This is a genomic window from Aureimonas glaciei, assembly GCF_014643375.1.
Lineage (GTDB): Bacteria > Pseudomonadota > Alphaproteobacteria > Rhizobiales > Rhizobiaceae > Plantimonas > Plantimonas glaciei.
In genome coordinates, this window is sequence record NZ_BMJJ01000001.1 from 227,676 (window position 1) to 240,153 (window position 12,478).

The following is a 12,478-nucleotide window of genomic DNA, read 5'->3' on the forward strand; positions in this document are numbered from 1 at the left end:
GCCTTGACCCTATTGGGCCTCGTCTGAACCAGCGGTTTTCTTCTCCCCTCGGGGGAGAAGGTGCCCCGAAGGGGCGGATGAGGGGCCGGCGTTCGACCAGCCACCGCAGCGCCCCCTCATCCCGCTGCCGCGACCTTCTCCCCGGAGGGGAGAAGAACATTACCTGACACCTCCAAAGGAACACCCATGCTCACCCAACTCCGCCCCGCCTTGACCCTTCTCGTCCTCCTCGCCGCGCTCACCGGCATCGCCTATCCCCTCGGCATGACCGGCGTCGCCGGAGCGATCTTCCCCGATCAGGCGAACGGCAGCCTTGTCCTGCGCGACGGAAAAGTGGTCGGCTCGCGGCTGATCGGCCAGGCCTTCACCCGTCCCGAATACTTCAAGCCGCGCCCCTCCGCGGCCGGCACGGGCTACGACGCCAGCGCCTCCTCGGGCACCAATCTCGGTCCGACCTCGGCCAAGCTCGCCGAGCGGCTGATGACCGACGCCGATGCCCTGCGCGCCGCCGGCGCCACGGGGCCGATCCCGGCCGACGCGATCACCACCTCCGGCAGCGGCCTCGACCCCGACATCTCGCCGGCCTATGCACGGGCGCAGGTGGCCGGAGTCGCCACCGCCCGCGGCATGGCGGCGGCCGACGTCGAAGCGCTGGTCGTCCGGAACACGGCGGGACGCACCTTCGGCATCCTCGGCGAGCCCCGCGTCAACGTCCTCGCCCTGAACCTCGCCCTCGACCAGGCGGCGCCGAAGCCCTAAGAGTCCGCCCCGATGTCCGCCGACCCCCCCCTTCGCGCCTCGCCCGATGCGCTGATCGCCGCCGCCGAGCGCGAGGGCCGGGGATCCCTGCGGATTTTCCTCGGCGCGGCGCCCGGCGTCGGCAAGACCTATGCCATGCTGCAGGCGGCGAAGGCGGCGAGGACCGACGGCACGGACGTCGTCGTCGGCCTCGTCGAGACGCATGGGCGGGCCGAGACCGAGGCCATGGTCGCCGGGCTCGAGACCATCGCGAAGAAGGGCGTGCCCTATCGCGGCCGCCTTGTCCCGGAGTTCGACGTCGACGCGGCGCTCGCCCGGCGTCCGGCGCTGCTCCTTGTCGACGAATACGCCCATTCCAACGTGCCGGGCAGCCGGCACCCCAAACGCTGGCAGGACGTCCGCGATCTCCTCGCCGCCGGCATCGACGTCTGGACGACGCTGAACATCCAGCATGTCGAGAGCCTCAACGACGTCGTCCAGCGCATCACCGGCGTGCGCGTCCGTGAGACCGTGCCGGACACGGCGCTGGAAAAGGCCGACGAGATCATCCTCGTCGACCTGCCCTCGGACGAACTTTTAAAGCGCCTCGCCGACGGCAAGATCTATGTCGAGGACACCGCCCAGCGCGCCATCCAGAGCTTCTTCAAGCCCGGCAATCTCCGGGCCCTGCGCGAGCTGGCGCTGCGCCGCGTCGCCGCGCATGTCGACACAGACCTCCTCGAACGCATGCAGGGCGGGGCGATCCAGGGCCCCTGGGCGGCGGGGGAGAAGATTCTCGTCTGCGTCGGGCCGAACAGAAACGCCGAGCGCGTGGTGCGGCAGGCGAAGCGCCTCGCCGATCTCATGGACGCGCCTTTCATGGCGGTGACGATCGAGCGTCCGGGCGTCGCCGTCACCGCCGCGGCCCGGCGCTGGCTCGATGCGGGCATGCATCTGGCCGAAAGTCTCGGCGCCGAGACGCGCTCGCTCGTCGCCGACGACTTTCCCGCCGAACTCCTGCGCACGGCCCGCTTCGAGAACGTCACCCAGATCGTTATCGGCCAGTCGCGCGGCCATGGTTTTTGGCAGCGCTGGCGCCGCAATCTGGCGGACGCGCTGACCCGGCAGGCGCGCGGCATCGCCATCCACATCGTCACCACCGAGGAGGCAGACGTCTCTCCGGCGGCGCGCTTTGCCCTGCCGCCGCTCGGCGAGCTCAAGGGCTATGCCGTGGCGGCCCTGTGCGTCGCTTTCGTCACCCTTGTCGGCCACGGCCTGTCGGGCGTCATCGCGCTGCCGAACATGTCGATGTTCTATCTGATCGCGGTCATCGTCCCGGCCTTCCGCTTCGGCGTCTGGCCGGCCGTCTTCGCCTCGGCGCTCGCCTTCTTCGCCTACAACTTCTTCTTCATCGCGCCGACCCTCTCCTTCACCGTCGCCCGGCCGCACGAGGTGGTGACGCTGCTGATCTTCTTCGCCGTCGCCGCGGCCATGTCGGCGCTGGCCGGACAGACCCGCGAGCAGGCCAAGGCGACGGTGCGGCTGACGCGGGCGACGCGGCGCCTCTACGAATTCACCCGTCGTCTGTCGGCGCTTCCCGGCGAGCAGGAAGTGGCCGACGCCGCGGTGACGGAGGTCCACGCCGCGACCGGGAGGGCGACGGTGATCCTCCTCGTCCCGCTGACCAACGCCGGCAAGGACCGGGCCGTGCCGGGCGGCGGAGACGACCTTGCCGTCGCCGCGGCCTGGCCGCCGGAAGACCGGCTCGACACGGCGTCGATGACGGCCGCGCACTGGGCGCTCCAGCATGACGAGAATGCCGGCGCCAGTACCGGCACGCTGCCGAGCGCGCCCTGGCTGTTCGTGCCGCTGCGCGTGCCGGGGCGGCGCGTCGGCGTCCTCGGCGTCGAGCGCGGGCCCGGCGGCGAGACGCTGGACAAGGAGGCGATGGTGCTGATCGAGACGCTCGCCGAGCAGACCGCGGCCGCGCTCGCCCGCACCGCGCTCTCGACGGAAGTCGCCACGGCACGCACGGCGGCGGAGACCGAGCGGGTGCGCAACATCCTCCTCGCCTCGATCAGCCACGATTTCCGCACGCCGCTCGCCTCGGTACTGGGGGCGGCCACCAGCCTTCTCGACTATGGCGACCAGATTTCCGAGGCGGGGCGGCGCGACCTCCTCGTGCAGATGCGCGAGGAGGCCGAGCATCTCGACGCCATGGTGCGCAATCTCCTGTCGATGACGCGGTTGGAGGCCGGCGGCCTCGACATCCGGCGCGACTGGCTGGACATCGAGGAAGCCGTGCACCGGGCCGTCGCGCTCGCCAGAAAGCGCGGCGCGCCGCAGCATTTCGGCGTCACCATCGCGCCGGATCTGCCGCTGGTCTTCGCCGACCAGAACCTCGTCGACCAGGTGCTGGCCAACGTCATCGGCAATGCCGTGCGCCATGCCGGTCCGGCGGCGGATGTCGAGCTGTCGGTGGGCGTCCGTGGCGAGGCCGTCGAAATCCGCATCGACGACGACGGCCCGGGCATTCCGGCCTCGCTGTTGCCGCATGTCTTCGAGAAATTCGTCCGGGCCGCCGCGAGCGGCGCCGACGGCGGCGAGGGCTCGGGTCTCGGGCTCGCGATCACCAAGGGCATCGTCGAGGCGCACGGCGGCAGCGTCGTCGCGGCGAGCCCGCCCGCCGGAAAGGACCGCGGCGCGTCCTTCCTCATCCGCCTCCCCCTCACGCAAGGAACGCCGCTTTGATCGGTGCCACCATTCTCGTCGTCGACGACGAGCCGGCCATCCACCGCTTCCTGACGCCGGCGCTCGAGGCGAACGGCTTCTTGGCCCTACGCGCCGACACCGCCACGCAGGGGCTGGCGCTCGTCGCCAGCCGCCGGCCGGCGGTCGTCGTGCTCGACCTCGGCCTGCCCGACATGGACGGCGCCGAGGTGATCCGGCGTCTCCGGGCGTTCACCGACGTGCCGATCATCGTTCTGTCGGCGCGCGACCGGGAGAGCGCCAAGATCGAGGCGCTGGACCTCGGCGCCGACGATTTCGTCGCCAAGCCTTTCGGGGTCGGCGAGCTGATGGCGCGCATCCGCGCGGCGATCCGCCATCAGATGCAGGCCAAGGGCGAGACGCCGGTTCTGAAGCTCGGCGCGATCGAGATCGACATTCCCCGCCACCGCGTCACGCGGTCGGGCGTCGAGGTCAAGCTGACGCCGAAGGAGTTCGACCTCCTGTCCATGCTGGTGCGCCATTCCGGCAAGGTGGTGACCCACCGCCACATCCTCAACCAGGTCTGGGGCGCGCCGCACGAGCACGACACGCCCTATCTGCGCGTCTATATCGGGCAGCTCCGGGCCAAGCTCGAGGCCGACCCCGCCAATCCCGCGCTGATCCTGACCGAGCCCGGCGTCGGCTACCGCGCGGGCGAAGCGTCGGAGCCGGAGAAGATGCCGCCGGCCTGAACACGGCGGCTGCCGGCGCTGGCCGCCGAAGCGTGGCGCGCCACGCTCCACCGGCGCGCCGCGCCTTCTACCATAGGCCTACCGGCGCGCTGTCCGCCCCCTACCAGCGGAACGTGGCCTTGCCGGTGATGCGCCGCCCCTCGCCCGCAAAACAGTAGAAGTCGCGGTTGCCGCAGGAGGCGACGTATTCCTTGTCGAACAGGTTGCTGGCGTTCACCGACAGCGCGTAATTGTCCTTCTCGTAGCTGACGACGGCATCGAACACCGTGGCGCCCGGCACCTTGAAGGTGTTGGCGTCGTCGCCGAAGCTCGAGCCGACATAGCGCACGCCGAGACCGGCGCCGAGACCGTCGAACATCGAGTCGTTGTGGAGGGTGTAGTCGGCCCAGGCGGCGATCGTGTGCTCGGGAACGGTGGTCGGCACCTTGCCCTCGTAGCCGCCTTCCAGGTCCTTGGTGATCTCGACGTCGAGATAGGTGTAGGCGAGCCGCAGGTTCAGATCCTCGCTGACGCTCGCGACGCCCTCCAGCTCGAAGCCGCGCGAGGTGATCTGACCGGTCTGCTCGACCAGCGAGCGGTTGGCGACGGCGTCGTAACCGAAGCGGATGGCGTTGTCGCGGGTGATCTCGAAGACCGAGGCGGTCAGCATCGCGTCCCAGCCGGGCGGCTGATACTTCACGCCGGCTTCGTAGAGCGTCCCGGTTTCCGGCTCGAACAGCCCGCCCGTGGTGCTGACGTCGAGGGGCGGCAGGAAGGATTCGGAATAGGTGACGTAGGGCGCGAGGCCATTGTCGAAGTTGTAGATGAGGCCGACGCGCCCGGTGAAGGCGCTGGAATCCTTCTTCGCGTCGACGGCGGTCAGGTAGACGCTGTCGGGCCGCTGCAGCTCCGTCGTCGCCCAGTCGTAGCGGCCGCTGAGGACCACCGAGAGCCGGTCGATCTTGATCTGGTCCTGGAGATAGAGACCGGTCTGATCCTGGTCGACGTCATTGTCGTAATAGGTGCCGAAGGACGTGATCGGGCTGCCATAGACCGGGTCGAAGACGTTGATCGGATCGGCGCCGTAGAGATCGACGCGGTCGGAATAGCTGGTCGTGCGGTAGTCGAGTCCGCCGAGCAGGGTGTGGGCGAGCGGGCCGGTGTCGAACTCCGCCTGCACCTGGTTGTCGATCGAGAAGGTCTGGAGGTCGGTGTCGCCGGTTCCGCCGCTGCGGTTCAGAAGGCCCGCCGCCTCGTCGGCATAGCCGCCGCCGTAGATGCTCGCCTCGTCGTGCTTGAGGAAGGAATAGCGCGCGTTCTGGCGGACGGTGAAGACCTCGTCGATGCGATGGTCGAGCTGGTAGCCGATCGAGCCGAGATCGGTGTCGTAATGGTCGAAGCCGGGCTCGCCGAGGAAGCGGTTGTTCGGGATCTTGCGCCCGTTGTTGGCGTAGACCGTGCCGGATGCCGGCAGGAACTGCAGGCCCCAGCCGGCGCGGTCGCGCTGGTAGTTGGCCTGGAGGGTCAGCGAGGTGTCCGCATCCGGCTTCCACTCGATGACGGGCGCGATGAAGAAACGGTCGTCGTCGACAGTGTCCACCTGGTTGTCCGCGGTGCGCGCGACGCCCGTGAGGCGGTAGCCGAACGGGCTGTCCTTCGACAGCGGCCCCGAGACGTCGAAGCGTCCTTCGAGCAGGCCGTAGCTGCCGCCATTGATCTCGATCTCGCGCAGCGGCGCGTCGGTCGGCTTCTTGGAGACATAGTTGATGAGGCCGCCCGGGCCGTTCTGGCCGTAGAGGACGGAGGAGGGACCCTTGAGGATCTCGATCCGCTCGGCGCCGTAAGGGTCGAGCCCGAGGAAATTGATCACCGAACTGGAGGGCAGGCGCAGGCCGTCGAGGAAGGTCGCGTTGGCCGTGGCGTCGAAGCCGCGGATGTTGAAGCCGCCGAAGCGGGTATCGCCGCCGCCGGTCGTCTCCGGCGTGACGCCGGCCGAATAGCGGGCCGCGGCGCGGATGGTGCGCACTTCCTGCCGCTGGATCTGCTCGTCCGTCACGACGGTGATCGACTGCGGCGTTTCGATCAGCGGCGTGTTGGTCTTGGTCGCGCCGCCGCTCCGCTTGGCGACGAAGCCCGTCTGCTCGTTCGCTTCGCCCGGCCCGGTGCCGTCACCCCCCTCGGTGCCGGTCAGGGTGACGGTGTCGAGCTCGATGACGTCCTGGGCCGCCGCCGTTCCCATCGCGCACAAGGCGACCATGACGGCCGTCGACGAGAACAGGAAAGCGTTCCGGTCGCGGCGCAAGGGCCGCAGCGAAGGACGTAGGACCATCGAACAAACTCTCAGCTGGAATGCAACTTGAGTTTTCTAGTCATATTTCCGAACGGTTTGTAACCCTTTCGAGTTGCTGGGCCGCACCGCTCGGCAAATGTGGCGAAATTGTCACGGCAGCGGGGCCGGGTGTGTCTCTGCCGCCATAGTCTGCCGGTGGCGCCGGGCCGACGGTGAGGCCGCCAGCGGCGGCCGCCCGGGGGGCCGACAGGCCCGAAAGACGGCCCTGCAGAACTTGAAAGATCCGCTCAACAATCCTAAGCCTCGCGTGGAAAGCCGCCAAGCCGTCCGACCGGAACGCGGCGCGGTGGTGCAGATCGTCGGGAGGGCTCCTCATGCTTCAGGCTTGTTCCACCATCGAGGTGACGGGCGCCGGGCGCCTTCTTTCGCTTCTGTGCGAACATTTTGCCGAGCATGGCGAGGTCGTGTCCGGGGACGGACGCGGCGAAGTAGCCTTCGAGCACGGAACGGCCGTCCTCGCCCTCCGCGGCGACGCGCTGCATGTCGAGGTCGCCTCCGCCGATCCCATCCAGCTCAGCTATCTCAAGATCGGCATCGCCGAGCATCTCGCCGAGTTTCACGAGGGCGCGCCGCCGGAGATCGTCTGGCAAGGCGACGGCCTGCCGGCCGGCTCTCCTCTGCCCTGGTTCCGCGAGCTCGCAGTGGTGCGCTCGGAAATCCTGACGCCGCACATGCGGCGGATCCACCTCAGCGGCCGGGACCTCGGCCGCTTCGCCGATGGCGGCTACCACGTCTATCTGATCTTCCCGCCGAAGGGCCGTGCGCCCCTCTGGCCGGTGATGGGCGAGAGCGGGCTGCCGGTCTGGCCACAGGGCGAGGACGCCCTGACCCGGCGCGTCTACACGATCCGGCGGGTCGATGCCGCCCGCGGCGAGATCGTCGTCGATATCGTGGTCCATCCCGGCGACGGGACGCCCGGCTCCGACTTCGCCGTCAGTGCCCGTCCGGGCGATCTCGTCGGCATCACCGGGCCGGGCGGCGGCGAGGCGCCGGCGGGAAGCAACATCGTCCTCTTCGGCGACGACACCGCGCTGCCCGCCATCGCCCGCATTCTCGAGGAACTGCCGGCCGGCGCGCGCGCGACCGTCGTGGCCGAGGTCGACGGGCCGCTGGACGAGATCGACCTCGTCTCCAAAGCCCAGCTCGATGTCCGCTTCCACCACCGCGCCGGCGCCGCGCCGGGAACGCTCGGGATCCTGCCGCGCGAACTGCGCGCCTTCGACTGGCAGGCGATCGGCGCCGACCCCTTCGTCTGGGTCGGCTGCGAGTTCCAGGACTTCAAGGCCATTCGGGCGCATCTGCGCGGCCAGCTGCGCCTGCCCCGCGACCGGCACATGGCGGTGGCCTACTGGCGGCGGGGCCATGCCGGCAGTTGACGCCCGGCCCTCGCGCCCGTCTGTCTGACGACGGCGTTAGGCGGCTCGGCTCGCCTCCGTGCGGACCGCGGAGGTCTATCTCGACTGCGCGAAAGCCTTACAGCGCTTGCGCCTGTGGGAGCCTGCCCCCATCATCGACCGCGCCCGTTTAGCCACGTTTGGGGCGATGCTGAAGGACCCAATCCGGGCGGAGGAGTCGGCCGAAGACATCGACCGCCATCTCGCGGAGCGCTACCGGACCACGCTCTGCTGGCATCGGCACGGCGCCGTTGCGGCCGCACGCCGTCATCGGGCAATGGGAAAAGTATCGAGGGAAATGGTGCACCCGACTGGATTCGAACCAGTGACCTCTGCCTTCGGAGGGCAGCGCTCTATCCAGCTGAGCTACGGGTGCGTCGTATCGCCGGGGGCGAGGACGGTGTTGCCACAAGAGGGTCGCAACGCGTTCGTATCTAGCCGATAGAGGCGGGCCGGGCAAGATGGGATGTCGCGGGGCGTGCATCGTGCTCCGGCGGACCGGTATTTGGCTCGGCGGCCGGGTGGCGGCAAGACGGCGGCCAGCAGGCCGGGACGGGAAATGGAAGCGAGGTCGCGGGGGAACCGGCGGGACGGCGCTGTACTTTCAGTCCCAATGACGACGGGGAGAATTTTTCATGACAGCCAGCGAAAATCGGCGAACGGGTGGGCAGGCGGGTGACCGGGCGCAAGCGACCGGCGCGGTGCGGCTGCTGTCGCGGCCTGGCCCCGCCTTCCAGCCTTCGGTGAGGCGACTCAGGGGCCGGCCGGCGGCCGTGGCGGCGGCCTTGGCGCCGCTCCTGGCTTTCGCCTGCGGGATGGCAGTCGGGCCGGCCCAGGCAGCCGACTGCTCCGGCGCCGCCGGTGCCGGCATCGACTGGAGCGGCTGCGACCGCAGCAATCTCGTCCTGTCCGGCGCCGACCTGTCGGGCGCCAATCTCCTGCGCACCGATCTCAGCCTGACGGACCTGCGCAACGGCCAGCTTTCGCAGGCCAATCTGGAGAAGGCGAGTCTCGTGCGCGCCCTGCTCGCCGGCGCCGTGGCCGACAAGGCGAACTTCACCCGCGTCGAAGGCTATCGCACCGATTTCACCGGCGCTTCGGCGCAGGGCGCCTCGTTCCAGAGCGCCGAGCTGCAGCGGGCCGACTTCACCGATGCGGTGCTCTCAGGCTCCAATTTCGAGAAGGCCGAACTCGGGCGGGCCCGCTTCAAGGGCACGAAGCTCGCCGACAACCGCTTCGCCTACGCCAATCTGGCGCGCGCCGAGTTCCCCGGTGCCGCCATCAGCGGCGCGCTCGATTTCACCGGCGCCTACATGTTCCTGACGCGGATTGAGGGCGTCGACCTGTCCGGTGCCAAGGGCCTCGTCCAGGCGCAGGTGGATCTGTCCTGCGGCGATGCGAAGACGGTGCTGCCGGGCGGCCTGGTCGCGCCGGCCTCCTGGCCCTGCGGCCCCTACGACTGAAGGCAGGCGGGGACGCGAGGCCGCGAAACCGCCTCGTCCTTGCCAAGCCGCAGTCCTTGCGGCGCGACGCCGGCTGATCGGCGAGAGGGCGCGCCGGACCTCAGGATTCTGTCGGCCTTGAAGGTCCCGGCTGTTCGGCCGGGATCAGCCGGGAACGGGCGCATCCGCGCGCAGCACGCCCTCGCTTTTGAGATCGGACCACAGCGCCGACGGGACGGCCGTGTCGATCAGGTCGCGGTTGCGGCCGATATGCTCCCGGGCGGCGATGCCGGGAATGACCGAGGCGACGGCCGGATGGGTCAGCGGAAACTGCAGCGCAGCCGCCGCCATCGGCACGCCATGGGCGCGGCAGATCGCCTCGATCCGATCGACCCTGGCGCGGATCTCGGCCGGGGCCGGGGCGTAGTTGTAGGTCGCGCCCTCGACCGCGCCGGTGGCAAGAATGCCGGAATTGAACGCCCCGCCGACGACGATCGAGACCTTCTCGCTGATGCAGCGCGGCAGAAAACTGTCGAGCGCGGTCTGCTCGAGCAGGGTGTAGCGGCCGGCGAGCAGGAACACGTCCCAGTGCCCATGGTCCATGGCGTCCTCGCACACCTGCCATTCGTTGACGCCGAGCCCGATCGCCTTCACCGCGCCGCCGGCCCGCAATTCGTCGAGGGCGCGGTAGCCGCCCTCCATCGCGTCCCGGAACCGCGTCTCGGCCCTGTCGCCATGCGTCATCTTGCCGATGTCGTGGATGAACAGGATTTCGACATGGTCGGTGCCGAGGCGCTGCAGGCTGTCCTCGAAGGAGCGCATCACGCCGTCATAGGAATAGTCGAAGTCCGGCCGGAAGGGCGAGGCGTCGAAGAAACTGTTCTTCGTCGCGTCGTGCGAAGCGTCCGGGCGCAGCAGGCGGCCGACCTTTGTCGACAGCACGACCTTGGCCCGGTCGATCCGCCGCAGCGCGGCGCCGACCCGGCGTTCGCTGAGGCCCGAGCCGTAGAAGGGGGCGGTGTCGATGAAGGTATGGCCCGCGGCGACGGCGAGGGTCACGAGATCCTCCGCCTCGTCGTCGGGGATCGGCCGGAACAGATTGCCGAGCGGCGCCCCGCCAAAACCGTAGACCGGCAGCGTCAGATCGGTGCTGCCGACGCGTCGATGGTCGAATTCCATGGTGTCCTCCCAGACTCTGCCAGCATCGCTCCCCGGCCGCCGTCTATTGGCACGTTTTGCCGCGGCGATGGTAGCGGCAGGAAGCTCGCCGCCCACCGAGCAGGGCGCCTCCCGCAAGACCCGGCGAACCCGGGCTGGAACGGTGGCCCGTCCCGCGCTAAGCCGGACCCGGGCGGCGGGAGCCCGCGCGAGCAGGAGACGGCGATGGAACAGACATGGCGGTGGTTCGGGGAGAGCGACCCGGTGACGCTGGACCAGATCCGGCAGGCGGGCGCGACCGGCATCGTCACGGCGCTGCATCAGGCAGAGCCCGGCGCGGCCTGGCGCCCGGAGGCGATCGCCGCGCGACAGGACGCCATCGCCGCCGCCGGCCTCGTCTGGAGCGTCTGCGAATCGATTCCCATGCCGAACGCGATCAAGCTCGGCGATGCCGAGGCGCCGCAGGCGATCGCCGTCTGGAAGGACACGCTGGCCGGTCTCGGCCGCGCCGGCATCCGTACCGTCTGCTACAATTTCATGCCGGTGGTCGACTGGACGCGCACGGATCTGGCCTTCCGCCTGCCGACCTCGGGCCTCGCTTTGCGCTTCGACATGGTGGATTTCGTTGGCTACGACGTCTTCGTTCTCGGACGGCCGAAGGCCGAAGAGAGCTATCCCGCCGCGCTCGTCGCCGCGGCCGAGGCACGCATCGCGGCGATGGACGCGGCGGCGCTGGAGCGGCTCGAGGCCAACATCATCCGCGGCCTGCCCGGCGGCGACGGCAGCTACGACCGCGCCGCGATTGCCGCGCTGATCGCCCGGTATGACGGCCTGTCGGCCGAAGCCATGCGCGACAATCTCAAGACTTTTTTGCGCGCGGTCGTTCCTGTCGCCGAAGAATTCGGCGTGAGGCTCGCCATCCATCCCGACGATCCGCCCTTCCAGCTGTTCGGTCTGCCGCGCGTGGTCTCCACGCCGTCGGATGTGCGCGCGCTGCTCGCCGCGGTCGACAGCCCGGCCAACGGCATCACGCTGTGCACCGGCTCCTACGGCTCGCGCCCCGACAACGATCCGGTGGCGATGGCGAAGGAATTTGCCGGGCGCATCCACTTCGCACATCTGCGCAATGTGACGACCGAGCCCGATGGCTCCTTCTACGAGGCCGAGCATCTGGAGGGCGATACCGACATGGTCGCGGTGATCGCGGTTCTTCTGGCCGAAGAGGTGCGGCGCCGCGCGGCGGGCGACGCTCTGCCGATCCCGATGCGCCCGGACCACGGCCATGTCCTCGCCGACGATCTGGGGAAGGCGACCAATCCCGGCTATTCGCTGATCGGCCGGCTGAAGGGCCTGGCGGAACTGCGCGGGGTGATGCGGGCGCTTGACCATGCCGCCGCCCGCAGCGCGTAAGCGCGAGAAGCCGGCCTGGCAACGCCGGCGCCATATCGCGCTGGGACCGTGATCAGAATTAGGAGAAGGCCAGGGCGTCACGCCTGGGCTTAAAGCCCGGCTGGCATCCGTCGAGGCAGATGCCGATTACATGTCGGTCGGGAAGAAGGGCGCGCCGATGATGCGGATGCCGGACTTGGTCCGGTTAACCGGGGTCTGGTCGCTGCCGCTGGCGCTGATCAGAATGGCTTCGCGGTCGGGACGGGGCGCGGGAATGGCGATGCGGCCGGTCTTGCCTGTCGAGAGCTCGGCCATGGTCTGGCCGTCTGTTTCATTCTGGGACGAAGCTGCCTGCGCTGCCGTCAGGAAACCGAAGCCGATGACGGCGGCACAAATCAGCGATGTTCTGGTGTTCACGGGTCTTGCCTGCCTGAGAATTTCTATCTGCCTTTACAACACGATAGACCAGGTGTGGTTCCGCCTCCTTGTGAACAAAAAAGCGCCTTGAACGGGGCGGCCCCCGTCGCTGGCTCCGCCGGAGCCCCTTCAGGGCCGCGGGCCGGCGCA

Annotated in this window: 9 protein-coding genes and 1 tRNA gene; 6 read left to right on the forward strand and 4 right to left on the reverse strand. The window is 69.3% G+C overall.

The genetic code is table 11. From position 1 onward, the window contains the following. Positions 1-186: 186 nt before the first annotated feature. From kdpC to IEX88_RS01095, 3 genes are read left to right on the forward strand one after another with little or no spacing between them, the layout of a single operon-like run. Positions 187-759 carry a potassium-transporting ATPase subunit KdpC gene (gene kdpC, locus IEX88_RS01085; protein ID WP_188848706.1) on the forward strand — a complete coding sequence of 191 codons (573 nt, stop codon included), beginning with the start codon at positions 187-189 and terminating at the stop codon, positions 757-759. Between the two features lie 12 nt (positions 760-771). Further along, entirely contained in the window at positions 772-3,489 is a 2,718-nt protein-coding gene (locus tag IEX88_RS01090) for an ATP-binding protein (RefSeq protein ID WP_188848708.1), read from the forward strand. Further along, entirely contained in the window at positions 3,486-4,199 is a 714-nt protein-coding gene (locus IEX88_RS01095) for a response regulator (RefSeq protein WP_188848710.1), read from the forward strand. Before IEX88_RS01090 ends, IEX88_RS01095 begins: the two co-directional genes overlap by 4 nt. Positions 4,200-4,299: 100 nt before the next feature. On the opposite strand, the gene IEX88_RS01100 is transcribed toward IEX88_RS01095, so the two are convergent. Then, positions 4,300-6,507 (reverse strand): TonB-dependent siderophore receptor, encoded by a 2,208-nt coding sequence (locus IEX88_RS01100; RefSeq protein WP_188848712.1) that lies wholly within the window; start codon positions 6,505-6,507, stop codon positions 4,300-4,302. Between the two features lie 335 nt (positions 6,508-6,842). Between IEX88_RS01100 and IEX88_RS01105 the strand changes: the two genes are divergently transcribed. Beyond that, complete coding sequence (locus tag IEX88_RS01105) at positions 6,843-7,904, forward strand: siderophore-interacting protein (RefSeq protein WP_188848714.1); 1,062 nt, start codon at positions 6,843-6,845, stop codon at positions 7,902-7,904. Positions 7,905-8,221: 317 nt separating this feature from the next. Here IEX88_RS01105 and IEX88_RS01110 read toward each other — a convergent pair. Further along, a tRNA-Arg gene (locus tag IEX88_RS01110) sits at positions 8,222-8,298 on the reverse strand. A gap of 439 nt (positions 8,299-8,737) precedes the next feature. Here IEX88_RS01110 and IEX88_RS01115 point away from each other — a divergent pair. Further along, positions 8,738-9,385, forward strand: a complete 648-nt coding sequence (locus IEX88_RS01115; protein WP_244639804.1) for a pentapeptide repeat-containing protein — start codon at positions 8,738-8,740, stop codon at positions 9,383-9,385. Positions 9,386-9,529: 144 nt separating this feature from the next. Here the strand turns inward: IEX88_RS01115 and IEX88_RS01120 are convergent, their stop codons facing one another. Continuing rightward, positions 9,530-10,543 (reverse strand): aldo/keto reductase, encoded by a 1,014-nt coding sequence (locus tag IEX88_RS01120; RefSeq protein WP_188848718.1) that lies wholly within the window; start codon positions 10,541-10,543, stop codon positions 9,530-9,532. A gap of 204 nt (positions 10,544-10,747) precedes the next feature. On the opposite strand from IEX88_RS01120, the gene uxuA reads away from it, so the two are divergent. Beyond that, positions 10,748-11,932 (forward strand): mannonate dehydratase, encoded by a 1,185-nt coding sequence (gene uxuA, locus IEX88_RS01125; RefSeq protein WP_188848719.1) that lies wholly within the window; start codon positions 10,748-10,750, stop codon positions 11,930-11,932. Between the two features lie 126 nt (positions 11,933-12,058). Here the strand turns inward: uxuA and IEX88_RS01130 are convergent, their stop codons facing one another. Then, the gene (locus tag IEX88_RS01130) at positions 12,059-12,328 is read right to left on the reverse strand and encodes a hypothetical protein (protein ID WP_188848720.1); all 270 of its coding nucleotides are present in this window, start codon (positions 12,326-12,328) and stop codon (positions 12,059-12,061) included. Between the last annotated feature and the right edge of the window lie 150 nt (positions 12,329-12,478).